Source organism: Paenibacillus caseinilyticus (assembly GCF_027533645.1).
Taxonomy (GTDB): Bacteria; Bacillota; Bacilli; order Paenibacillales; family NBRC-103111; genus Paenibacillus_G; species Paenibacillus_G caseinilyticus.
The window spans coordinates 85,098-108,545 of the sequence record NZ_JAQAGY010000009.1 but is presented as its reverse complement, the minus strand read 5'-3'; the positions used below and the strand labels follow the sequence as shown (position 1 = coordinate 108,545).

General features: G+C 55.5%; 25 protein-coding genes, 1 pseudogene and 1 riboswitch. Of the genes and pseudogenes, 17 read left to right on the top strand and 9 right to left on the bottom strand.

Annotation, left to right across the window (positions count from 1 at the left end):
* Positions 1–39: 39 nt before the first annotated feature.
* Together O9H32_RS15495 and O9H32_RS15490 are read right to left on the bottom strand one after the other, a co-directional pair.
* Positions 40–855, bottom strand: a complete 816-nt coding sequence (locus tag O9H32_RS15495; RefSeq protein ID WP_269867019.1) for an alpha/beta fold hydrolase — start codon at positions 853–855, stop codon at positions 40–42.
* Entirely contained in the window at positions 833–1,393 is a 561-nt protein-coding gene (locus O9H32_RS15490) for a PadR family transcriptional regulator (RefSeq protein ID WP_269867018.1), read from the bottom strand. The genes O9H32_RS15495 and O9H32_RS15490 overlap by 23 nt, the downstream gene beginning before the upstream one ends.
* 161 nt (positions 1,394–1,554) lie before the next feature.
* Between O9H32_RS15490 and O9H32_RS15485 the strand changes: the two genes are divergently transcribed.
* From O9H32_RS15485 to O9H32_RS15475, 3 genes are all read left to right on the top strand, one after another.
* On the top strand, positions 1,555–2,430 hold the full coding sequence (locus O9H32_RS15485) for a helix-turn-helix transcriptional regulator (protein WP_269867172.1): 876 nt from the start codon (positions 1,555–1,557) through the stop codon (positions 2,428–2,430).
* Between the two features lie 147 nt (positions 2,431–2,577).
* Complete coding sequence (locus O9H32_RS15480) at positions 2,578–3,573, top strand: quinone oxidoreductase family protein (protein WP_269867017.1); 996 nt, start codon at positions 2,578–2,580, stop codon at positions 3,571–3,573.
* Positions 3,574–3,627: 54 nt separating this feature from the next.
* Positions 3,628–3,707: riboswitch (ZMP/ZTP riboswitch) on the top strand.
* A 57-nt stretch (positions 3,708–3,764) separates the two neighbouring features.
* Entirely contained in the window at positions 3,765–4,607 is an 843-nt protein-coding gene (locus O9H32_RS15475) for a bifunctional 5,10-methylenetetrahydrofolate dehydrogenase/5,10-methenyltetrahydrofolate cyclohydrolase (protein ID WP_269867016.1), read from the top strand.
* Positions 4,608–4,921: 314 nt separating this feature from the next.
* Here the strand turns inward: O9H32_RS15475 and O9H32_RS15470 are convergent, their stop codons facing one another.
* Positions 4,922–5,575, bottom strand: a complete 654-nt coding sequence (locus O9H32_RS15470; protein ID WP_269867015.1) for a glycosyltransferase — start codon at positions 5,573–5,575, stop codon at positions 4,922–4,924.
* Between the two features lie 957 nt (positions 5,576–6,532).
* Between O9H32_RS15470 and O9H32_RS15465 the strand changes: the two genes are divergently transcribed.
* The 6 genes and pseudogenes from O9H32_RS15465 to O9H32_RS15440 all read left to right on the top strand — a co-directional run bounded on the left by O9H32_RS15465 (position 6,533) and on the right by O9H32_RS15440 (position 9,577).
* Positions 6,533–6,997 (top strand): SMI1/KNR4 family protein, encoded by a 465-nt coding sequence (locus O9H32_RS15465; RefSeq protein WP_269867014.1) that lies wholly within the window; start codon positions 6,533–6,535, stop codon positions 6,995–6,997.
* A gap of 66 nt (positions 6,998–7,063) precedes the next feature.
* Positions 7,064–7,672, top strand: coding sequence for a transglutaminase-like domain-containing protein (locus O9H32_RS15460; RefSeq protein ID WP_269867013.1), 609 nt, complete (start codon positions 7,064–7,066; stop codon positions 7,670–7,672).
* A gap of 162 nt (positions 7,673–7,834) precedes the next feature.
* A pseudogene (locus O9H32_RS15455) lies at positions 7,835–8,158 on the top strand (NAD(P)H-binding protein); the annotation flags it as partial.
* A 79-nt stretch (positions 8,159–8,237) separates the two neighbouring features.
* On the top strand, positions 8,238–8,504 hold the full coding sequence (locus tag O9H32_RS15450; protein ID WP_269867012.1) for a hypothetical protein: 267 nt from the start codon (positions 8,238–8,240) through the stop codon (positions 8,502–8,504).
* Positions 8,505–8,585: 81 nt separating this feature from the next.
* Entirely contained in the window at positions 8,586–9,059 is a 474-nt protein-coding gene (locus tag O9H32_RS15445; RefSeq protein ID WP_269867011.1) for a hypothetical protein, read from the top strand.
* Entirely contained in the window at positions 9,056–9,577 is a 522-nt protein-coding gene (locus O9H32_RS15440) for a hypothetical protein (RefSeq protein ID WP_269867010.1), read from the top strand. The genes O9H32_RS15445 and O9H32_RS15440 overlap by 4 nt, the downstream gene beginning before the upstream one ends.
* A gap of 88 nt (positions 9,578–9,665) precedes the next feature.
* Here O9H32_RS15440 and O9H32_RS32905 read toward each other — a convergent pair whose 3' ends face one another.
* The 3 genes from O9H32_RS32905 to O9H32_RS15430 all read right to left on the bottom strand — a co-directional run bounded on the left by O9H32_RS32905 (position 9,666) and on the right by O9H32_RS15430 (position 11,311).
* A complete protein-coding gene (locus O9H32_RS32905) occupies positions 9,666–9,863 on the bottom strand; it encodes a transposase (protein ID WP_406627331.1) in 198 nt (65 codons plus the stop codon).
* Between the two features lie 271 nt (positions 9,864–10,134).
* Positions 10,135–10,566: a VOC family protein gene (locus O9H32_RS15435; protein ID WP_269867009.1), complete on the bottom strand. Its 432-nt coding sequence runs from the start codon at positions 10,564–10,566 to the stop codon at positions 10,135–10,137.
* 220 nt (positions 10,567–10,786) lie between these two features.
* A complete protein-coding gene (locus tag O9H32_RS15430) occupies positions 10,787–11,311 on the bottom strand; it encodes a hypothetical protein (RefSeq protein ID WP_269867008.1) in 525 nt (174 codons plus the stop codon).
* A gap of 459 nt (positions 11,312–11,770) precedes the next feature.
* On the opposite strand from O9H32_RS15430, the gene O9H32_RS32900 reads away from it, so the two are divergent.
* Positions 11,771–12,169, top strand: a complete 399-nt coding sequence (locus O9H32_RS32900) for a DUF5412 family protein (protein WP_406627327.1) — start codon at positions 11,771–11,773, stop codon at positions 12,167–12,169.
* Positions 12,170–12,435: 266 nt separating this feature from the next.
* Positions 12,436–12,783, top strand: coding sequence for a VOC family protein (locus O9H32_RS15425; RefSeq protein WP_269867007.1), 348 nt, complete (start codon positions 12,436–12,438; stop codon positions 12,781–12,783).
* Positions 12,784–12,871: 88 nt separating this feature from the next.
* Here O9H32_RS15425 and pepF read toward each other — a convergent pair whose 3' ends face one another.
* The gene (gene pepF, locus O9H32_RS15420) at positions 12,872–14,662 is read right to left on the bottom strand and encodes an oligoendopeptidase F (protein WP_269867006.1); all 1,791 of its coding nucleotides are present in this window, start codon (positions 14,660–14,662) and stop codon (positions 12,872–12,874) included.
* Between the two features lie 188 nt (positions 14,663–14,850).
* Between pepF and O9H32_RS15415 the strand changes: the two genes are divergently transcribed.
* The 3 genes from O9H32_RS15415 to O9H32_RS15405 all read left to right on the top strand — a co-directional run bounded on the left by O9H32_RS15415 (position 14,851) and on the right by O9H32_RS15405 (position 18,696).
* Positions 14,851–16,476 carry a long-chain fatty acid--CoA ligase gene (locus O9H32_RS15415; protein ID WP_269867005.1) on the top strand — a complete coding sequence of 542 codons (1,626 nt, stop codon included), beginning with the start codon at positions 14,851–14,853 and terminating at the stop codon, positions 16,474–16,476.
* 132 nt (positions 16,477–16,608) lie between these two features.
* Positions 16,609–17,460 carry an SDR family oxidoreductase gene (locus O9H32_RS15410; protein WP_269867004.1) on the top strand — a complete coding sequence of 284 codons (852 nt, stop codon included), beginning with the start codon at positions 16,609–16,611 and terminating at the stop codon, positions 17,458–17,460.
* 18 nt (positions 17,461–17,478) lie between these two features.
* A complete protein-coding gene (locus tag O9H32_RS15405) occupies positions 17,479–18,696 on the top strand; it encodes a glycoside hydrolase family 130 protein (RefSeq protein WP_269867003.1) in 1,218 nt (405 codons plus the stop codon).
* A gap of 269 nt (positions 18,697–18,965) precedes the next feature.
* On the opposite strand, the gene O9H32_RS15400 is transcribed toward O9H32_RS15405, so the two are convergent.
* Complete coding sequence (locus tag O9H32_RS15400) at positions 18,966–19,811, bottom strand: AraC family transcriptional regulator (protein WP_269867002.1); 846 nt, start codon at positions 19,809–19,811, stop codon at positions 18,966–18,968.
* Between the two features lie 176 nt (positions 19,812–19,987).
* On the opposite strand from O9H32_RS15400, the gene O9H32_RS15395 reads away from it, so the two are divergent.
* Complete coding sequence (locus O9H32_RS15395; protein ID WP_269867001.1) at positions 19,988–20,143, top strand: hypothetical protein; 156 nt, start codon at positions 19,988–19,990, stop codon at positions 20,141–20,143.
* Positions 20,144–20,244: 101 nt separating this feature from the next.
* A complete protein-coding gene (locus O9H32_RS15390) occupies positions 20,245–21,402 on the top strand; it encodes a Gfo/Idh/MocA family protein (RefSeq protein ID WP_269867000.1) in 1,158 nt (385 codons plus the stop codon).
* Between the two features lie 257 nt (positions 21,403–21,659).
* Here the strand turns inward: O9H32_RS15390 and O9H32_RS15385 are convergent, their stop codons facing one another.
* The gene (locus O9H32_RS15385; RefSeq protein WP_269866999.1) at positions 21,660–22,358 is read right to left on the bottom strand and encodes a LytTR family DNA-binding domain-containing protein; all 699 of its coding nucleotides are present in this window, start codon (positions 22,356–22,358) and stop codon (positions 21,660–21,662) included.
* A gap of 161 nt (positions 22,359–22,519) precedes the next feature.
* Here O9H32_RS15385 and O9H32_RS15380 point away from each other — a divergent pair, with 161 nt between their 5' ends.
* The gene (locus tag O9H32_RS15380) at positions 22,520–23,281 is read left to right on the top strand and encodes an MBL fold metallo-hydrolase (protein WP_269866998.1); all 762 of its coding nucleotides are present in this window, start codon (positions 22,520–22,522) and stop codon (positions 23,279–23,281) included.
* The last annotated feature ends 167 nt before the right edge of the window (positions 23,282–23,448 follow it).

Below are 23,448 nucleotides of genomic sequence, written 5' to 3'. Positions count from 1 at the left end.
CCCATGCTCCTTCCGGCCCCTGGGCCTGTTTACCATTTCTTACCCGCTCGGGACGCTGTTCAAAAAGGCCAGCACGACTTCATTGAACACTTGCGGCTGGTCCATGTTCGCGCAGTGCCCGGCGTTCTCCAGCTCCAGGCAGGTGCTCCGGGGCTCCGCAAGCTGCCATCTCAGGGTTGCCTCCTTCACCACGGGCAGATCCCGGTCTCCGCAGACGAGGAGCAGGGGAGGGGAAGCCGCGGCAGGTCCGGTCTGCGCCTGGGCGAGCGTGCGGAGTCCGGACAGCACCCGGATGGAGCGGCGCGTGAAGCCGGCGGTCATGTCATAGAACCTCTCCTGCTGCTCCGGCCGGATGACGGTGACGGAGGCCAGGTACCGCCGGAACCGGTTCATGGAGAGGACCGCCATCAGCAGCCATCGCAGCATCTCGGAGCGCTGGGCGCGGACGATCTCCGGATGCTCCTCCCGGATCGAATAGGCACCCACCGAGACGAGGGACATCACCTTGTCGGGATAGCGCGAGGCGAAGGCTTGGGCAACCAGCGACCCCATGGACACGCCGACGAGATGGCACTTGTCATACCCCTCGGCGTGCAGGATCCCGAGCAGATGCTGCAGGGCCCTATCGATCCCTTGGCCGGCTCCATACACCTGGGACAGCCCGTGGCCGATCAGATCCACCGTGATGACGCGGTACCGGGAAGCGAAGGCCTCCAACTGCCCGTCGAAGCAGCGGTGATCCCCGAAGGCCGGATGAAGGCAGAGGACAAGCTCTCCCTCCGGCCTGCCGGAGACGAAATAATGGATCTGAGCCTCCTCCGACACCCACTGTTTATGTTCTGCCGGAATGCCCATGCTCGCCTCCTTGCACCGTATCCTGCAGCAGCTCCTTGTACCACTGCGCGCTAAAGGCGTAATGGTCGACCCCGTAGCGAAGCGAGAGCATCTGATACCGGAAAATGTCCTTCTTCTCCTCGGGAACCTCCATGAAGCTCGATTGAATTTCGAGGGACACCAGATTCCGGTGCATCTCCGTCAGGGCTCCGACATAGCCCCGCAGCACCTCTATGCGCTCTTCTTCCGGCAGCAGTCCCAGGAAGAACAGCCGGGCGACGGCCAGATCCTTCAGCTTATCGGTGGGGATCGGGGAGCGGAGCCATGCCATCAGATGATCCCGGCCCTCGGCCTCGATGGAATAGATTTTTTTGAGCTTTCCGTTCTCCGCGGTTTCCCGGCAGGCGATCCATTGTTTGTCGCCCAGCTTCTTGAGCGCCGCCTGGATGGCACCGAGACTGTCGCTGTAGAAGAGGGCGACGGTATGTTTCATGTTTTTGCTCAGCTCGTATATGGTTTGTTCGCGCAGGGCCAGCAGGCCGAGTAGAATATAATCCATGGGGGGAGACCTCCTTCGCTTGTTGCCATTAGTAATATTACGCATAGGAAGACGGAGATATGACCGGCTGGCCCAAGAAAGCAGGAGAATCAGCCAAAAACGTGTGGTATACGGGGCACCAAACCCTTTACAATGGAGAAAAGAGGAAGAAAGCGGTGACGATGATGAGAGCAAGCAGGGAGAAAACAGCAGGCATCCTTCCGGCACAGGACCGGTGGAAGACGCTCGGCGAGTTCTTAAAATCCCGCCGGGAGCGCCTTCAGCCAGAACAAGCCGGCATCACTGGTTCTTACGGCCGCCGGAGGACGCCGGGACTCCGCAGGGAAGAAGTCGCCTATCTGGCCGGCGTCAGCGCCACTTATTACACCTGGCTTGAGCAGGGAAGGGAAGTGAACCCTTCCAAGGAAGTTGTGGAGGGCATTGGCCGGGCGCTGCAGCTCTCGGGGGACGAGATGATGCATCTCATGGGGCTGTCCGCTCCGCAGGAGGACATATCGGTGTTTTCACCGGACAGGGAAGAGACGGGGCTGAAACCGGAGTGGCAGCATATCATCGACCAGCTGGCGTATCCGTCCTTCATCAGCAATGACCGGACCGAAGTCCTCGCCTGGAACCGGGCTGCGGATGTCGTGCTGGCGGACTTCACGTCGATGAAGCCCGCGGACCGCGTCATGATGCACCTGCTGTTCGAGGATGGCGACTTCCGGCGGCGGATGGTCAACTGGGAAGAATTCGCGCAGTACTCGGCTGCGGTATTCCGCACCTACTACGACAGGCACCAGAGCGATCCCTGGTTCGGGGAGAGCGTAAGGCGGCTGTGCGCGAAGTGTCCGGAGTTCGAAGAACTGTGGCGCCGGCATGACATCCAGCTCAAGAAAAGCATCCAAGTGCGGCTGATGGATCCGCGGGCAGGCGAGCTCGCCTTCGAGATTAACTCCTTCGCCAGCCTGAACGGCAGGACGGACCTGCACTGCTGCGTGTATACGCCGGTCAGTGGAACGGAGACCGAGACGAGGCTGAGGGAACTCCTCGGATAGAAAACGGCGGCAGGGCGTCCGGTTCATCCGGTTCGTCCCGGTACGTCAGTCTGGTACTCCCATTACTAGCATAAGCGTGGTGTGGCTGCCCTCTCCGGCTTGAAGTAGGATAGGTCTATCAACGAATTCGGGGAGGCGGCTTGGAAGATGAGAGGAATTGTGATTGATCGCGCGATGGGAGCAGAGGAACTTGAGGTGAGGGAGCTGCCGGATCCCGTGCCAGGCCCGGGCAAACTGACCATCGATGTCGCCTATATCGGCGTAGGGTATGTGGATGTGATGCTGCGGCGCGGGGACTTCGGGAGCATGATCCCGCTGCCGGTCATCCCGGGGCTCGAGGTGTCCGGTTATGTGAGGGCCATCGGGGAAGGGGTCCAAGGATTCCGCGTCGGGCAGCCCGTGGCCGCGATGACGCTCATGGAATTGGGCGGATATGCCTCAGTGGCAACAGCCAGCGCGGATCTGACGATCCCCCTCGATGGGCTGGGAGGCAGCCTCGACCTGCCGGCGGCCGCAGCGAGCATCGTGAACCTGACGACCGCCTACATGGTGCTGCGGCATGTGGCCCGGATACAGCAGGGCGATCAGGTGCTCGTTCATGCGGCGGCCGGAGGACTCGGCAGCTTCCTTGGGCAGATGGCCCGGCACTTCGGGGCGGGCCGGGTGTACGGCACCGTCGGAAGCGTGGAGAAGACGCGTCTCGCTCCCTCCCTTGGCTATGACGAGCTGTTCCTGCGCACGGACTTTGCGGAGCCGCTGCGCCGCAAGGAAGATTACCGGGGCCTCGATCTCGTGCTGGACCCGGTGGGCGGCGGGATGCGCCTCGCAAGCCAGGAGCTGCTGCGTCCGCTCGGGCGGCTCGTGCTGCTCGGCAATGCCAGCGGGGGAGAGGATGTCCAGCAGTCGTTGACCGATGTGTGGCTCTCGAACCGGTCGCTGAGCGGCTTCAATATCGGGGCTTACAGCCAGTATGCCCCCGCAGAGGTGGGTGCTGCTGCGGCAGAGGCCCTTCGCCTGCTGGCCGGCGGAGCCGTCCGGTCGGAAGTATTCGGTGTCTATCCTCTCGAGCAGGCCGGGGAAGCTCATGAGCTGCTTGAAGAGAAGAACACGGTGGGCAAGCTGGTGCTGGAGGTCTCCCGGTAGGAAGATCGCCATTGATTATTGATTCATCCTGTATCCCTTGGTATGATAAGGGCACCGACTGTGTGTGACTGGCGGAGCATGGGGAACCATGGGGGAGCACACGGAGCTATGAGCCGTACGCCTGGGCAGAGGTAAGGGGATTCCCCTTGCCTCTTTCTGTTTTTATTCGGATGAGAGGGCTGGTGCGAACCATGAAGAAGACGGTGATATTGGACGGAACACGGGTGGCGGAGGAGATCAAGAGCAGCTTGGCGGAGCGGGTGGAGCGGCTGAGGGGGCAGGGCATCGTCCCCTGTCTTGCGACGGTGCTGGTCGGCGACGATCCGGCGTCGGCGACTTATGTGCGGATGAAGGGCAACGCCTGCAGGAGACTCGGCCTCCAGTCCAGACGGGTCGATCTGCCAAGGGAGACGACGACAGAGGAGCTGCTGGAAGCGATCCGGCAGCTGAACGAAGACCCTGCGGTGCATGGCATCCTGCTGCAGCACCCCGTTCCCCATCCTATCGACGAACGGGCGGTGTTCGAGGCGATCCGGGCAGATAAGGACGTCGATGGGGTCACGATGACGGGCTTCGCCCAGAATGCCTTCGGCACAGCCGACTATCCTTCCTGCACCCCGGCGGCGATCATAGCGATACTCGATCATTACGGCATCGGGATCGAAGGCAAGCATGCCGTGGTCATCGGGCGGAGTCCCATCTTGGGAAAGCCTGTATCGATGATGCTCCTGAACCGGAATGCGACGGTAACGGTCTGTCATTCCAAGACCGTGAATCTGGAGGATATCGTCCGGCTCGGCGATATCGTGGTAGCGGCGGTGGGTAAGCCCAAGTTCATCCAGGGAGATTGGATCCAACCCGGCGCGGTTGTGATGGATGCGGGGTACAATGAGGGCAATGTCGGAGACGTGGATTACGAAGCGGCCTACGCGCGTGCTTCCGCGATTACTCCCGTTCCGGCCGGTGTGGGTCCGGTGACGATCGCGATGCTGCTGAAGCATACCGTTGAGGCGGCGGAGCGGCTCGGGCGGTGAAGAGGGGGGCGCAAGGAGGCCCGAAGAAAAGGAGGGCGAATACAGAGCATGGCGGGCCGCCGTTGCTCTGTATTATAGGCTACGTAGGAGAAGAATGCTGTCGCTGGAGGCGAACTTGACTGGCGATCTGCCTAGCTACCTGCGCGCAGCCGCTGTGATTTGTTAGGTTCGTACGGCAGCTGGGAGGAACGGAGATGCTCCCCCAAAAGGTCCGGGGCAATCCACCATTACGGTGAACTGCCCCGGACCTTTTGTTTGCGTGTGCAGCGGATGATCTCAGAGAGCGCTTAGGGTCAAAGGAAATGGCGGAGTCACTAAAATTTTTGGGGAAATTGTTTAACAATGCCTTCGGTCAGCATATCCGCTAAATGGATCATATGGATCTCGTTTTTGTCGGTAGCTGCAATATTCGCTTTCCAGTCTCCTTTGATGTAGTCCAGAACTACTTCCGTAATGAACTGCAGATGGTTATACAGCATATCTTGCAAGGCTTTATACTGCCAGTTCGGATTCGCCGCGCTTAAAAATTTGGCTATTTCGTCGGCGTTTCTATGCCAGTCCGCCTCTAGCTTCTTCACATCGGCTTGATTGCCCGCTTTGGCAGCCGCTACAATGTTCCCCGCAATCTGAATGTGCTCTCTCAGAAGTTCAGCCAGCTTATTACCGGCGGCTTCCCCATAATAAGGCTTAATCAGATTGCCTGTGTCCTGCTGATTCTGCAGGAGCCGGTCTAACACGTCCTTCTGGTCTTGAAGATTAGAGAGTGCGCTTACAATATAGCTTCTCGTCCAGATCGTATGGTCGATCCATGCCTTTTGCATATCGCTTTTCAATTTCAGCATTTGGGGACGTAGACAAGCCGAATCCTTCTCCACGTTCATCTTCGCTTGTGCGGATTCCACTGCAGGCGTCCCGCTAAAAAGAAGCGTGAAGGTTACCGGCAACGTTATGAGCCATTTGTTTTTCAAATTCATCTGCTCCTCTGTACATTTGGAATAAACAACCTGTCTTATTATGGTTGCAATCATCGGCTTTATTCAGAGGATGAGTTACCGTGTTTATTTCATCATCAGTCTTTCACATCGGTTTTGCCATGGATGGCTGCAGGGCCGATAAAAAAACCCACCCAATTTTCCATATAGCCTAAGCATTTGATAATAAATACCCATACAATACAGTATCGGTAGCGAAGGGAGGAAACACCATGAGCTGCGTTAAAGGCTACTTCACCAGCACAGCAACAATCCTGGTCCTTTACATTTTGCTGGTCATCGTTCTTGGAGCAGGTTGGATGATCTAAAGGGATTAAAGCTCAGGCCCTCGGGCCTGAGCTTTAATTTTTGATCAAGTCTAAGGATTTAGAATCTCAACAGGCTCGATAATGTGAGTTCCTCCTTTGTACCAAAGAAGCCTCCAGGCTGAAATGCTTGGGGGCTTCTTTGCGTAATAACACCGATAACCGAACCTTAGACTAGGATGAATCCCACGAGTTCTTATTTCGTTGGCTGCTTGTATCAATACACCTTTGTAAGGTTATGGAATGGGGAAAGTTTCTGCTTTTACCCGACTAGTGCTAAATACAGTGAGGTTTCCGGTTATCGCTGGAGTGGAAGGTTTTGGTTTCAATTTGTAGTGGATCCAAGATATGTGCGATTTGTTTCTTGCCGTCCCGTCCCTACACTTTACTGAATAGTTCAGATCTTCAGAAGCTCGGAACAACCAAAAGAGCAGTTTGCTGTGGCATGCTCTAGGTTAGAGCCTCCAGTGATGGGGGTTCTTTTGTCATGTTTATCGTTTCGAAAAGGAGATATTTGAGACGGTGGTCGTGCAAGGGCAGTTTACGCTATGGGCCACTGCTGTAAAGGAATTCAATAAGTACCTCACGAATAATTAGATATTTCTTTCTTTAGGAAGCAGGTTTTTTAGTGAAAAGTGATCATTTGTTAAAACTCCTTTTGGAAAAGAAATTGCATACTGATCATCCATTTAAAGGATGCAGCGAAGCTGAAATAAACTTACTGGAGCAAGAAATGAGAATCAAGTTACCAGAGTCATATATTCAATATTTACTCGCTGTAGGTCATTATTCAGGAAGACTTTTTCAAGGTACAACTACCAAGTACTCAGAATTAAAGGGACTACAGCATGAGGCCAAGGCATTATTGCGAGAGAATAATGATCCGATAGAGCTGCCTGAATCAGCTTTTGTATTCTCCATGCATCAAGGTTATGAAATTAGATTGTTTGAGTTAAACGCCGGAGATAATCCTCCAGTTATGGAATGGTACGAGGGAAGTGCTAAAGGGATAGTAAAGCTTTATGATTCATTTGAAGAGTTTCTCTCTGATTCAATTTATCAACATGCAGCGGACATAAAGTGGCTTGAATGATTTAACACAGCTGTGTCGGAGGGATAAGAATGGCACAATTTATTGGGGGGGGGATAACAGGAAGAGATGAGTCTAATCTGCGAATCGCAAGTCATTAACGATTATTTAACCCAGACAGCCGAGGTCGATTATGACCACCCTTTGATTGCTGAATTGACCTCCAGACTGGCAGCATCATCACAGGACCAAGAAGATTTTATTAAAAAGTCATATGAATTTGTCCGTGATGAAATTCATCATTCTTGGGACATCCAAAGTTCTAGAATTACTTGTTCCGCGTCGGAAACATTGGTTCATGAAGAGGGGATTTGCTATGCAAAAGCGAACCTTTTGTGTGCAATATTTCGAAGAGCAGGCATACCGGCTGGCTTCTGTTATCAGCGACTGACGATAGGGGACACTCCTGACACGGGGTATTGTATACATGCTTTGAACGCTGTTTATATACAGAAATTAGATGCGTGGATCCGCTTGGACGCACGGGGCAATAAACCTGGAATCCACGCAGAGTTTTCATTGAATGAAGAAAAACTTGCCTTTCCGATCCGAATAGATTATGACGAGGCTGATTATCTGACCATTTATATCTCTCCGAATACTAAGACCATTCAAGCGTTAAAGCAGAACACGGACTGCATAAATATGTATCTGCAAGGTCTGCCTGATCAGTTGTGATTATTCGGCTCCCCCGAAATTGTTTTTCATTATTCCTTTTGGTTGGAATCACCCCCCCATTTCCTGAAGCACGCCTTTGCTCAGGTGGCCTATGCCAACGGGGCATCCCCCGATTTGAGTTAATACCAAGGATCGAATTGGAGGCAAACAACAGGGCAACTTGGAGGTCTAGTTGTACAACATTTGCTCAAAAAGGGTCCGACAAGTCAAATTGTTGCGGTCGCACGTAATCTTGAAAAAGCTTCTGCGGAATTGGGTATTGAAGTCTGCCTGGGAGATTATAATGACCCGAAATCTCTTCATAATGCTTTTGCTGCCGGAACCAAACTGCTCTTTATCTCCAGTGCGAGCCGCAGCGAGCTGGCCCTTACTGCAGCAACCATTCTGACCGAGTATGGACATGAGAATAAGGAATACAACCTTGTTTCCACATGTTTCTTACGGAGGTACGAGTCAGTGTATGCATCAGTGATCGACGAATCTTAATTTTTTTGTTCGTTTCCGATGTCACAAATCAGCGCTTTACGTTGTTATATGTGCAAAACGTAAAAGGAGCTGAGGAAAGATGAACGACTTGACATGCGTTATCATCGGAGGCGACCATGTAGGGCTTCATTCACTCAAAGCGATAAAGGGAGAGACCCGGGGAGGTAAACGGGCGGCGGCTTTGGTACACATCTTGCTGCCCTACGGCGTTGCCTATGCCGCCGCTGGTACTATGGCCGCCTCTGTAGTCAGCGATATCAGCAGTCCGATGTTTCTACTGGCCAGCTACAAGCTGCGCGGGGAATCAAACTGCCGGGAGAGACACATCCTCCAGTTGTTCAAATGATGCGCATGTCCAGTGTCTTAGTTTGAATAACCTCGGTGAGGGGAATAATAGTCCCATTCTGCATGTAAAAGGTGGTATTCGTTGGCTATCCTGATCTTCTGCAGTATATCAGTGCTGCTCATTCTTACTCTCTCCGTTACGAAACGCCGACTGCATGTCTTCGAAGGAATCATCGTATGGGTCTTTACCGTTTTGTTACAAAACAACTTTCATTGGTTGTTCGGATTAAACTACAAGCTAGTCGAACTATCGCATGATTGGATAGACTATCTGGTATACGATACTAATCGCAGCATTATAGTTCCGATCGGCATGATGCTGTTCCTGGAGCTTCACACATCGCTTGACCGGAAGTGGAAGAAGCTTCTAAACGGGGCGATGTTCGTTGCGCTTTTTGTTGGTCTCGAATACTTGGGAGATGTGCTTGGCATCCTCAGCCATAGCCGAAATTGGAGAGTATGGTTCTCTTTTGCCAATTGGGCCTTAAATCTGGCGGTGTTGTGGTTAGCTTTTAAAGGGATCCGATCCATCGCCCGAAAGGAAGTGAGGATATGAAGTTACCCGTGCAATTTGACGGCAACGAGTGGTTTTCGACACTTTCCTTATTGGCTATGATTGCAGTTGTACTGATTCTTCCCCGCCGCTTTCCGACGATTGTCTCGTTCGTTTTTCTGGTCATTGGAAGCGGAACCGCCTTGTTCGTAGATTTTCACTTCGGTCTCCCGCCGGTAGATCTGTACGATGTCAACGATCTCCCGATGTATGAATGGTTTGATTTATTGAATTTCCTTCTATACAGCCCGTTTGCTTATTTGTTTCTGTATCTGTTTGATTGGTGGAAACCGAAGGGAATCCGTATCAGCTTGTACGTATTCGCTTGGGCTCTTGCCGGGGTTGCCTACGAATGGGTTTCTGTTACCTATTTCCATCTTTTTAATTACCGGAAAGGGTGGCAGTTCGGGTATTCCTTCGTGTTTTATTTAGCCGCACAAGCTTTTACCGTTTGGGTTTATTTTATGGTAAAGCATTGTTATAACCGCACGAAGAACAGGACAGGCCCTGAGTGGGCTTGAAGACCGGAACATTTATTCACAGGGGAAATACATCCTCCGGGTAATTGTTCAGCAAACAAGACAGAGATGGCCATTCTAGCGAAGTTTCTTACGACCGGTCTAAGATCTGATCCCAAATTCCGGCGATTTTCCAGCGGCGGAACCGGCTGAAGACGGTGGGGCAGGAGGCGTAGTATTCCGGTAAATCCCGCCAGAGCGCACCTGTCCGCGCCATCCACAGCATGGCGTTCAGCCATTGGGCGATGGTCGTTCGGGGGCCTCCCTCCTTGTGGTTTTCGTTACGCAGGCAGCCCTAGGAGGAACTGCGGCGCGCCTTTGCTCAGGTGCCTATGCCAACGGGGCATCCACCGATTTCATCAGTGAGACCCTTGGGCACAGCGACACCCGGATCACAAAGATGAATTACCGCCGGAGAATTAAAAAGACCATGATGTCGGTCATTGCAGGGATAGCTTTCTGATATTACAAAAAAGTCACTGCCCTGCCTCAATGGAAGACGGTGACTTTCAGGTTGAATGCGAATCCATCCGAAGGTTGCACTTGGGTGGCTGTAAACGTTATTGGTTTGCCGATTGTGTTGAAATTTGCCAGGTTACGCCGAATTTATCTTTTACTTGTCCATAAGAAGCACTCCAAAAGGTCTTTTGAAGCGGCATGATCATCTGCCCTCCGCCTGCGAGTAATTTCTCGAAGACTTCTCTGGATTTCTCCGCATCGTTAATGATGATAGCTGCCGTCTTTTGTGATGCGGTGGAATAGGGATGACCCGGGAAGATGTCGGACAGCATGAGATCGGTTTGACCCACTTTCAAGTGGGCGTTGATGACCCGGTCTTTGGCTTCCACAGGAGTCGGGTGGTCCGGATATTCAGGAATTTCACCATAGGTTTGGCGGCCAAGAACCGTGGCATCCAATGCATCTTCATAAAAGGCAACCGCCTCATGTACCTTGCCTTCCAAAATCAATTGTGGATATATCCCAACGATCATACAGACACCTCTTTTTTATGTATTTTGCAATCAAAAGGGAGATCTTGATGCCAAATCTCTCGTGTCATCTTAACACGAGTTGCGAACCATTAGGATGGAAAAAACAATTATAACTAAATCGCCTCGGCTACTCCGTCCGTCAGGTGAGCAAAAAGGCTGACGAAAGGCCCGGTTACACCGGAATCCCGACCAGCCCAGTGTCATGTCCTTGTCTTCAGGCTCACCTGCCGCTTACCTTCCTTTCAGCAGCTCTTTTTTTAAAACTCTTTAACGGATCCTTTGGAATTTCAATAGAGTTATCATCTGACTTACTTTGCCTGTCTATACTTAGATCTACTGTACCTCCCATTTTTAGTGAAAGACCTAGCTTTTCAACAGCTATTTCCCAAGTCAATGGAATATAAGTTACATCGCGGAAAGTGAATACAGGATATTCTTCTTTGGAATTATCATATCGAGTTCCCTCAATTAGAACGTTAAACTCAGGCATGCTCGCATGTTGTGTGGACTGGTTTCCAGATGAAAATGTAATATCTTCTTTAAAAGAAGTTTCTGTGATTGTAGGGTCCTTACTAACGGAAAAACCTGTTTCTTGCCCCCAAATAGTGCGTAAACCGAGTGCCCTTGCATATTCCCAAGTCATCGGAAGGTATGTTATGTCCTTGTAGATTAGTAACGGATATTTTGCCGGATAAGCATGTACCCGTTGCCCATTGATGTAGACCCTAAGGTCTTGTAATGACACCTCTACTTTATTGGGTGATGAAGGTTTATTGTTTTTATTTGCCTCTGCAACTTGATAAAAAGGTGAACTTGTGGTTAGTAAGAGAAAAGTAAACGAAATTAAAAAGCTTGATATTCATTAAATACCTCCCGATTTGCCTCGCTCGTATTAGCATGGCCCATTCCTCCTACCTTATGACCAACCGATAATCCGAATGTATATCTCTGACTTAATATCGGATCTCTGCCAGATTTGATTGGCAACCGTTCTCCAAGCTAACGTGCAGTTGTCAGTCAGGAGTTATCATCTCCTGACTCGCACACAACTGAACAAAGCTATCGAATTACTGCCTCTTAAGGAAATGAGTAACAGTAGCGTTCTGCAACATGAAGAACGTTCCATTCGTCTGTACTTTTTGGTAACATTTAGTGAATTTTTATTATCTGGTTAATCGATACTATTGTGGATAGAGGGGGTAAAATGAGAAAGAAAAAATTTCTAGTAATAGGATCATCGCTACTACTTGTCACTATCGTTTTGGGTATATCCGGAATGAGATTCTATAATTGTTATGTGATGAAGACAAGCTTGTCTTGTTTACCTCAAGGTCAATTTATAAAAGAATCGTCTTCCCCGAGAGGCACAAAAACCTTAAAAGTGTATCTTTCCAACTATCATAGTACTACCCCTGATGCGATAAGAATAGAAAAAATTGAGAATGGAGAGCGGAAGAACATATACTGGAATTTCCCAGAAGAAGATGCCGAGATAGAATGGTTAGATGAGAATATAGTATCAATTAACAATCATCTCTTAGATATTCGGAGTGAGGTATATGATCGACGCAAACCCCATAGCAACGTTACCAACCCTAATTAGCCTATGGGGAGGAAGATAGTTGAACGATCCAGGAGCATTACATAGTGGGGTGTGATTGTTTGATTGGTGTCAAGTGGATTCCAATTTCAGAGTTGAGTCCGTTCAGTTATATCCAGAGATAGCACTGCTTGCGCTTGCATTCATTCGGCAGCTACATTACGTTGATGGGCAGGGAGTATAGTTGAAAAAGGGAATTATATGCAAACCTCGAATATCTAATGTAATCGGATAGCTGAAAATTTGATGATAGACAGGAGCTTGATACGATGATAAAAGGTTTCGGAGGAATATTCTGGAGAACTAAGAATGTTGAATCTGTAAAAAAATGGTACAGCGAAGTGTTGAAGATTGAAATAGAAGACTGGAATGGGACTGTGATAAAACCCCAGTTAGGAAATGAGACTATCTTTTCTTTCTTTACCGAGAATGACAGTTATTTTCCAACAGGACAACAAGTGATGTTAAATTTCCAAGTACATAATCTAAACGAAACGATTAAGCATCTTGAACATATGGGAGTACCTCTTGCAAAGCAAAAAGAGAGTAGTGAATTTGGAACGTTTATCTGGATTGAAGATCCTGATGGTCGGCTGGTCGAGCTTTGGGAGAAATAGCGCTATTTGAAAAAGCCAAGTTCCTAACCCTAGCGGGAGAGAGGAAACTTGGCTTATTGCTCATAGTCTTGCTGCCTGCACGTACCGATCAGAACGTGCTTTCGAACTCCTGCACAATCCCGGCGAAGGCCAGCAGGGCGCCTTGGATCGGCTCGGGCTGCAGCAGGTCGACCCCGGTACGGCGGAGCAGCTCCAGCGGATACTCGGAGCGGCCGGACTTCAGGAACTGAAGGTAGGCGGTCACCGTCCCGGCATCCCCGTCGAAGATACGCGAGGCGATGTGGAAGGCGGACGCGTAGCCGGTGGCGTACTTGTAGACGTAGAACGCGTTGTAGAAGTGGGGGATGCGGGCCCAGCCGAACTTCACTTCCGGGTTCAGCTCCAGCACGTCGCCGTAGTACGTCTTGTAGAGATCTTCGTACACTTCGCTGAGCGAGTCGGCGTTAAGCGTCTCGCCCTTCGCCGCCTTCTCGTGCACCCGCTTCTCGAACTCCGCGAACATGACCTGCGTGAAGTAGGTGCCGCGGAATTCGTCGATGAAGTGATTGAGCAGGTACTTCTTCAGATTCGCCGAAGGATTCTGCTTCAGGTAGTGCTTCATGAGCAGCACTTCGTTGACCGTGGAAGCGACTTCCGCCACGAAGATCGTATACTGCGCCGAGATCGCCGGCTGGTGCTTGTCGCTGTAGTAAGAGTGCATCGCATGGCCCATCTCGTGGGCCAGAGTGAACATGCTGTCGAACGTGTTGTTATGATTGAGCAGCACGTAAGGGTGCGTCCCGTAAGGGCCCGAGCAGAAGGCGCCGGAGCGTTTGCCCTGCGTCTCGCGGACGTCGATCCAGCCGGAAGTACGGGCTTCGGACAGCACGCTGACATACTCGTCGCCAAGCGGGGCCAAGGCCTCGAGCATCGTGGCGTAGGCCTCGTCGTAGGGGATCGTCATCTCGACATCGGTGACGAGCGGCACGCCGAGGTCGTAGACGCGCAGATCCTCCAGCCCAAGTGCCTTCTTGCGCACCTTCAGGTAATGGTGCAGCGGAGCCAGGTTCGCCTTGGTCGCTTCGAGCAGGTTCTCGTAGACGGACACCGGCACGTCATCCTTGAACAGGGAACGCTGCAGCGGCGACTCGTAGCCGCGCATCCGGGAGAAGAGGACGTTGTTCTTCACCGAGGAGCCGAGCGTGGCGGCGATCGTATTCTTGAGCTCGAGGTAAGGCTTATTGAACGCGTGGAACGCTTCTTCGCGCTTCGAGCGGTCCCGGTTCTCCATGATCTTGGCATACATGCCGCGCGTTAGCGCTACTTCTTCGCCATCTTCCGTATGGACGTTCCCGAACCGGATATCGGCGTTGTTCAGCATATTGAAGATGTTCCGCGGCGCCCCGATCACTTCGCCTAGCTGGGAGAGGACTTCCTCTTTGTCCTGGCTAAGCACGTGTTTCTTGTATTTGTACTCCTCGTAGAGGTCCTTCTCATAATAGCGAAGCTCCTCGTCCTCCCGGATATAGCCCTCCAGCGCTTCCGGAGCAAGGGACATCAGGAACGGGGAGAAAAAGGCGGTCGAAGCGCTGACCCGCACGCCAAGCTGGCTGGCCTTGTCGAGCAGCGCCTGGGAGGAGGCTTCCCTGGTATCCTGCGCGAGCTGGAGGGAAGCGTAGACATACAGCTTCTCGTAGAGCCGGTGCATCTCTTCCTGCCCCCGGAGGAAGGCGAGCAGCGCGGCGCCGGAGGTGAGCTGGTTTTCGAAGGCTTTGACGGTCGTGATCAGGGTCTCGATCTTGGCGTAATCTTCTTCCCACGCGCCGGGCGCAGGATAAATATCGGCCAGGTTCCACTTCTCGTGCTGGGGCACCTCATGGCGCTGCAGTTGGTTTGGCATACGAACACCCTTCTCTCGATATGGATTGGTCTCTGGGGCAAGTCGGGGATGGGCAGGCAAGGGCAGGAAAGATGGCCCATTCCCCATCTTATTGTAGCATTAATTTACTTTTCATTCATATCGCCGTCCGGCTTCTGATATGATGACAATAGGCAAGAATAGGATAACCATTCCGGAGGTGCCGCTGTATGGCAGAGTTTCCTTTGACGCTGCGCTCGCTGTTCGACCGGTCTCAAGTGTTGTTCGCGGATCAAGACATCGTCTCCCGTACGCCGTCCGGCCTGTTCCGGTATAACTACGGACAGTTCGGCGAGCGTACCCGCCGGCTCTCTTGCAGCCTGCAGGCCCTGGGTGTGCAAAGGGGAGAACGGATAGCCACCTTCGCGTGGAATCATCACCGGCACCTGGAGGCTTATTTTGCGATCCCCTGCATGGGCGCTGTGCTGCATACGGTCAATATCCGGCTGTCCCCGGAGCATATCGCGTATATTCTGAACCACGCGCAGAGCCGCTTCGTGCTCGTCGACGAATGTCTGCTGCCTGTGCTCGAGAAGGTGAAGGACGAGCTGGCTTCCGTCGAAGGCTTCATTGTCATGAGCGAGGGGAAGGAACTGCCGCAGACCGCTTTACAGCCTCTCTACTCCTATGAGAACATGATAGAGAGCGGGGATGCTTCTTACGAGTTTCCCGGCGACATTGATGAAAGCGCTCCCGCGGGGTTGTGCTACACGTCGGCGACGACCGGCAACCCCAAAGGGGTGGTCTATTCCCACCGTGGACTCTACCTGCACTCGCTCTCCCTGGGGGCGGCGGATACGCTCGGGCTGTCGGAGCGGGACACCGTGCTGCCGATCGTGCCGATGTTCCACGTCAACGCGTGGGGACTGCCGTTCGCATCCGTATGGTTCGGCGCGAAGCAGGTGCTGCCGGGCCCCTTCCCCGCGCCGGACGATCTGCTGCGGCTGATCGAGAAGGAGCGCGTGACCATCGCGGCCGGCGTGCCGACGGTCTGGACGGCGGCGCTGCAGGCGCAGGCATCCGTCCGTGCCGACCTGTCCAGCCTGCGTGCGGCGGTCTGCGGCGGCTCGGCGGCCCCCCGCAGCCTCATCGAGAGCTACCGCCGGATCGGCGTTCCGCTCTGCCATGCCTACGGCATGACGGAGACGTGTCCGCTCGTGACCGTCTCGCGGCTGAAGAGCCACCAGCTGCACCTGCCAGAAGAAGAGCAGCTGGACATCCTGGCGACGCAGGGGCTGCTCGTGCCCGGTCTCGAGATGCGGATCGTCGGGCCGCACGGGGATGTCCCCCGCAGCGGCAAGGACATGGGCGAGCTCTGGCTGCGCGGACCTTGGATCGCGTCCGAATACTACAGGGACGAGCGGACGAAGGATGCGTTCGAAGGCGGGTGGTTCAAGACCGGCGATATCGCGGTGATCGATGCACAGGGGTACGTGAAGCTCGTGGACCGGGTGAAGGATCTCGTGAAGAGCGGGGGTGAGTGGATCTCCTCTGTGGATTTGGAGAACGCTCTCATGGCGCATCCCGGGGTATTCGAGGCTTGTGTGATCGGGGTGCCGCACCAGAAGTGGGGGGAACGCCCGCTGGCGTTTGTCGTCCTAAGGGATCCTCCGGCGGACGGGGCGGTGGAGAAGGAGGAGCTGCTCTCCTTCTTGAGCAGACGATTCACGAAGTGGTGGCTCCCGGACGATGTGATCGTGCTGCAGGAGATCCCCAGAACCTCCGTCGGCAAATTCATGAAGCGCGAGCTCCGGGAGCTCTATAAGAATCATTACGATACGGGAGACGGTGAATAAGGATGAGGCTTGCAATGGTAACGTTCTACCTGAGGATGGATACGGGAACCCGGACGGCTGAGCGAAGCGTCCCTACGCATGACCGGAGCTGCGGGCAGGCAGATGAACCGCAGACGGAGAGGGGGAGCCGCCATGTTCGATAAGAATCTGCTGTCCGGCAAAGTGGTGCTGATCACCGGCGGGGGCACCGGGCTCGGCCGGGTGATGGGCGAGCGGTTCCTGGAGCTCGGGGCGAAGCTGGCGATCACGAGCCGGCGGGAAGAGGTGCTCGCCCAGACGGCGGCGGAGCTGCGGACCGACGAGCGCGAGGTGTTCTACCATCCGTGCGACGTGCGCGATGCGGCCGAGGTACAGGCCATGATCGGGGCCGTGGAGGCGCACTACGGGCGCATCGACGTGCTGGTGAACAACGCGGCCGGCAACTTCGCCAGCCCGACGGAGAACTTGTCCCCGAGAGCGGTGGATGCGGTGCTGAATATTGTGCTGCACGGCACGTTCTACACGACGCTGGAGCTGGGCAAACGATGGATCGCCCAGGGACGCGGGGGCACGATGCTCAGTATCGTGACGACTTACGCGTCCACCGGCTCGGCGTTCGTGGTGCCGTCCGCCGCAGCGAAGGCCGGCGTGCTGGCGCTGACCCGTTCGCTCGCGGTGGAGTGGGCCCGCTATGGCATCCGCCAGGCGGCGATTGCGCCGGGGCTCTTCCCGACGGACGGGGCGTGGAGCCGGCTTGCGCCGACGCCGGAGCTCGCAGAGAAGCTCGTGCAGGGCGTGCCGCTGAAGCGCGTCGGGGAGAAGGCGGAGCTGGCGAACCTCGCCGCTTACCTGATCTCCGACTACGCCGGATACATCAACGGGGAAGTCGTGACGATCGACGGCGGCGAATGGCTGCAGGGCGCCGGGCAGTTCAATGACCTGCTCGAGGTGACCCCGGAGGAGTGGAATGAGCTCGCAGAGATGACGCGCAAGGGCAAGTCCTAGAAGGGGAGGGATAAGCGTATGAAACCGCAATTCCGCTATTCGCCGGAGCCGGTCCTGGTGCCGCAGCCCGGCTGCGACTGGGCGAGCCGGATGGTGCTGAATCCGGCTATCGTGCAGGACCCGGAGGACGGGGACACGCTGCACATGCTGTTCCGGGCGACGGGCCCTTGGCCGCAGAAGCAGCGGGAGGGGCGGCACCCGCCCTACCCGATCTTCCTCGGCTATGCTGTCAGCCATGACCGGGGGGCTTCATGGGAGGCGGACTTCTCGCGTCCGGCGCTGGCCCCGAGGCTCGGCTGGGAGGAGGAGGAGCTTACCGTGACGGATGTGCACGGCAAGCAGGTGTGGGACTATGCGAACGGCTGCATCGAGGATCCGCGCATCTTCCCCATCGAAGGGCAGCTGTATCTCTCGGCGGCCTGCCGCCTGTTCCCGCCCGGGCCTTATTGGCTGGCCGACGGGGATCCGCCGGTCGAGACCCGGTACGACTATGTGCCGGAGTGGACGCGGGAGGGGGCGGGGCCGTTCTACGAGACGTGCCGGTCGAACGCGACGGTCACCGTCCTGTACCGGCTCGATCTCGCGAAGCTGAAGGCCCGCCGGTACGAGGAAGCGTTCGCCTACGCCGGTCCGCTGACGGAGGGGCATGTCAGCGACAACCGGGACGTGTTCCTGTTCCCGGAGCGGATGAAGATCCATGGCCGGCTGCAGTACCTTATGCTGCACCGGCCGATGAACCCGGAAGCCTTCCCGGGCGGGGAGCAGCTCCGCCCCTCGATCTACTTGGCCGCAGCCGAATCGCTGGAAGCGTTCCCCTCGCCACAGGCGCACCACCGGCTGCTCGCTGCCGGCCGGTTCGACTGGGAAGCGGACCGCATCGGGGCGAGCTGGCCGCCGCTGCGGATCTCGGAGAACGAGTGGCTGATCGCCTACCACGGGAAGAAGGACATCCACTTCGGTTATACGCAGTCGTTCCTGATCGTCCAGGAGCAGGAGGATGACTTTCCGGTGGTGACGCACCGCTGCTCCGAGCGGATGATGTATGCGCAGCAGGCATGGGAGATGCCGACGGATTATCCGACGCCGTGCCTCTTCACGACGGCCGGCATAGTGGCCGGCGATGAGCTCATCATGGCCTACGGGGCGGCCGACCAGAAGGTAGGCCTCTCCTGGGTGAACTGGGCGGAGCTGGCAGCGTACGTCCGCACGTTCGATGCGGAAGGCCGCAAGGCCTGACTGCATAGCATGAGTTTTATAGCATGAGTTCCACAGCACCAATTGCATAGCATCAATTGCATAGCATCAATTGAATAGCATCAATTGAATAGCATCAATACCATAGCCCAATTGCATAAGCCGCTATCCCCAAGCATAAGCCGTTCTGCTTCGGGGATAGCGGCTGTTCTTGCGATGGCTGTCGCAGACTGCCTGGAAGCGCGGCGGCTTGGTTCCGTCGTCAGTTAGCAATCTCCCAGCCAAAGATGGCGACGGGCACCCCCGGTCGGTTAGGCCTGCACCCGCAGCCGGTATTGGTGCGGCGTCGTGCCCATCGTCTCCCGGAAGACCCGGCAGAAGTATGACGGGTTCGGATAGCCGGTGCGGATGCCAATCTCCGGGATGGCCAGTTCCGTCTGCATCAGCAGGATGCAGGCGTGACGAATCCGGGTCGCGTGGACGTAGGCGAGAATGGTCGTCCCGGTGGCTTCCTTGAATAGATGGGCGGCATGGTACCGGCTGAGATGCACTTCTTGCGCGAGCCGCTCCAGTTGGAACGGCTCGGCATAATGACGCTCGATCCACTGCATGATCTCTCCCGCCCGGCGATTGCGGGGAGAGGGCGGAGCATGAGGCCCGGCAGAGCTGTGCGCCCTCAGCTGCCGCAGTAAGCCTAGGAGCAGGAAGAGATACTCCTCCTGCTTCTCCTGCGGCGCCAGTCTGGGAAGCCTATCGTAGAACTGCTTCAGCAGAGACACCGCCGGGTCTCCCTCCTGCAGGAAGAGTGGCGGACAGGCAGCCTGCTGGCCTGTGAGCGAGACGAAGTAGGCTCCGAGCGCCGGAAAGAGACTCCAATAAGGCTGGAGCACCGCCGGGTCGAACATGAGAAGCGTGCGGACGAACGGCTTGCCTGGTGCGACCTCCATCCGGATGCGGTGAAGCTGGAACGGCTGGAATACCAGCAGGGTCCCCGGCATGATGGGGTAGGTGCGGCCTTCGAGGATCAGGTTCCCTTCCCCCTCATGCACGTAGGTGAGTTCCATCTCAAGATGGGCATGGAATACTTCTTTGAATTCATGGAGGGACGTGCGGCGGTAGTCGAACAGGTAAGGCTCGGTTAAAGGTTGGGTCACCATGCAGCCTTCAGCCCCATTCCGTATGCAATAGGTTGGTTGAAGCCCGCCAAGGCACAGCTCTATGCTATCGGCAGCCCCCGGCGTACTCCTCGGATGTACTAAGATCATAGCAAGATCAGAGCATGCCGGGCAAGATGACCCAAGCTTCGCGGCTTTCCGTATAGGCAGCTAGGAGGATGGGGCTGAGCGGCTGGTACAGCAGGCAGCCCGGAAGCTCCGTCGCCGCCAGGGACGGGACTCTGCCGCTCCTGCCTGCTGTGCACCGCAGCATGCTTGCTGTCCGCGACGTATGGCCATCCGCTGCCCGGCGTGTATCGGCTGTGTTCGCATAAGCGCAACATCGAGTCATTATCCCCCAATATTGCGGCATAAACCGATGCATTTCTTTTGTAGAATGAGGAGGAGAAAGAATAGACAGAGGAGGTCTTCGGACATGTTGAAGGTGGCCGTCATCGGCACAGGGGCGATCTCCCGCGCCCATATCGAAGCGTATCTGCAGTTCCCGGAGCGCTGCCGGATCGTCGCGGTTAGCGATATCTATAAGGACAAGGCGGAGGCCCGGATCGCCGAGTTCGGTCTCTCGGAGGCCAAGGCGGTAGAGGATTACAAGGAGCTGCTGCCGGAGGATATCGACCTGGTGTCGGTCTGCACGCCTCCCTATACCCACGCGCCGATCGCGGTCGACTGTCTTCGGGCCGGCAAGCATGTGCTGGTGGAGAAGCCGATGGCCTCCTCCCTGCAGGAGTGCGACGAGATGAACTCGGCGGCAAGGGAGAGCGGGCGCATCCTGTCGGTCGTAGCGCAGAACCGCTTCACCACACCGATGATGAAGCTGAAGGCCGTGCTGGACAGCGGGCTGATGGGGCCGGTCGTCCATGCCCAGGTCGATTCGTTCTGGTGGCGGGGTCACTGTTACTACGATCTGTGGTGGCGGGGCACGTGGGAGAAAGAGGGGGGAGGCTGCACGCTCAACCATGCGGTACATCATATCGACGCGTTCCTGTGGATGATGGGCCCGCCGAGCGGCCTGCAGGCGTTCATGAGCAATACGTCCCACGATAACGCCGAAGTCGAGGATCTGTCGGTGGCGATGCTGCGGTACCCGGACGGGGCGCTGGCGCAGATCACGAGCTCCGTCGTCCATCACGGGGAAGAACAGCAGCTGATCTTCCAGGGCCGGGACGCCCGGGTCTCCGCGCCCTGGAAGGTGAAGGCGTCCCGCTCCCGGCCCAACGGGTTCCCGGAGCCTTACCCGGAGAGGGAAGCGGAGCTGCAGCGGCTGTATGACAACCTGCCTGAAGTTCCCTACACAGGCCATGCCGGACAGGTGGACAATGTGCTCACCGCCATCGAATCGGGCGCGCCGGTGCTTGTCGACGGGATCAGCGGGCGCCGTACGCTGGAGCTCATCCTCGGCATCTACAAGTCGGCCAGCACCGGTGCCCTGGTGACGTTCCCGCTGCAGCCGGGGGATCCGTTCTACACCCGGGAAGGCATACAGGCGAATGCGGCCCATTTCTACGAGAAGAAGGCGTCGGTAGAGAACTTCCAGGATATCCGGATCACGACCGGGACGGAAGAGCAGAAGTAAGCGGTCCTCTCCAGAATCGGTTATCAGGTGCGTTGTAGATGCAAGTTTTCACATTTCAGACGCGAGATTCCACCTTTCGGACGCGACCTATATGCAAGCCCCCGCCGAGTTGGTACATTCAAGGTATCATAATCGAAAGAGGCGGGACTCATGAGGGACCAATGCATCCATTGTTTGTCGGAACGACTCATTATTTATGAACATGTGAATCGGGTAATCTGCCGGTCCTGCCACCGGCAATTTCATCAGAATCACCTTCAGCTGAAACGGCGGGAGCTCTCCTTGACCTGGAAGCTGCCGCAGCCGCTGTGGGGGAAGGACGGCAGGGGGCGGCCGGTGCCGATCGTGCCGGATCCGGCCGGGCCGCTGTCCGGGAGGAAGGCCATGCGCTGGTCCTCATAACGTACCGTTCGCGAACGATTGCATCTGCAGCTTGCACTCGCTGTAGTAAGTGGGTCAGCGGAGTGGATCAGCGTGATGGCGTAACTTGTGCGGGAATGGCCCGTCACCGCTTCGATCGAAGCGATGCACCGCGTGTTCACCAGAAAGCTCCGGTGGCTGAATACGATGCGCCCCGAGCACTGGGCCTTGATAGGGTTCAAGGAAGTGCCGGTGAGAAAGGACGTTCCATCTCCCAGGTACACCTTGGTCTTGCGGAGCAGGGTTCTCTCCGCATAGAGCAGCTGATGCTCTGCGAATGGAAGATCCCTGTGGTTTACTTTGCAGGAGATCAAGGCGCAGGTCATACGGCAGATCCGGAACCCGGCGGCGCGCTTCCACAATGGCCTTGGCCCGGTCCACCGCTTGCTTGAAGCGGGCGCGGACGATGGGCTTGCGCACATAATCGACGGCTGCAATGTATCGGCGATGAGCTGCAGCCGGTCCTCAAGCTCCCGGGTCAGCATGACTTTTGTATAATAATGGAAAACGCTGTTCGTAAGTAGTACAATGATCAATGAGATGAGAAGGATGTAAAAGGGACGGCTTCCATGGGGGCCTGGCCGGGCGAGGGGATACGGCGCTTCGCTGCATCATGATGTGATCGATCCTCCGTAACATAATATCCGTTCTATCTTTCTACTATAAGGGGGATAATTTCTGGGAGGGAAATAGAGTAATGAAGCTTACGTTCCTTGGTGCAGGCGACGGGTTCAGCGTACGCCAAGGCCACAACAGCGCGCTGATCGAGTTCGGCGGCACGAATCTGTGCATCGATTTTCCGGAATCCAACCACGCCGCGCTCCACGAGCTCGGCATGGAACTGAACAGGGTGGAGAATGTGTTCGTCAGCCACCTGCATGAAGATCACATCAACGGGCTCCAGAAGCTGGCCTTCTACCACGGGGTATACCCGCTGAAAGGCAAGCCCCGGCTGTTCGTCCACGAGGAACTGCTCGATGACCTGTGGGATGCGCTCCGGCACGGGCTGTCTTACTCGATGCGGGGCCCCAAGGTGCTCTCGGACTTCTTCGAGGTGGTGGCGGTGCAGGACGCGTTCGAGATCGAAGGCACGCGCTTCGAGCTGGTGAGGACGGTGCATATCCCCGGGATGACCTCCTTCGGGCTGCTGTGCGAGCCGTACTTTTACTTCAGCGGAGACACGCGGTTTGACCTCGGGCAGATCGAAGAGGCCGCCTCGAAGGCGGGGATCCTATTCTATGAATGCCATATGCAGCCGTACCAGCTGCCGTCCCATACATCGCTCGAGGAGCTGCTGACGCTGCCGGAAGAGATCCGGCGCAAGATGGTGCTCATGCATTATATCGACGATTATTTGGATGGGCAGCGCAGAGAGGCATTCCATGCTTCGGGCTCCTTGCGGCTGGCCGAGCTGCTGCAGGCCTATGAACTGGAAGCCAATCCGGTTCAAGCAACTTAAGGGAAGAACGGACATAAGCTTAGATGAGGCTCAGAGAGAGCTCCGCTAGGCTTTTTTCTTATGAGGAGGCAACCGGCAGAGAGCAGCAGACTCGGGAAGCGAACGATAATGGACATTTTGTTATGTTTGTTATATCGAATATGAACAACTTGTTATTGTCACGGGGG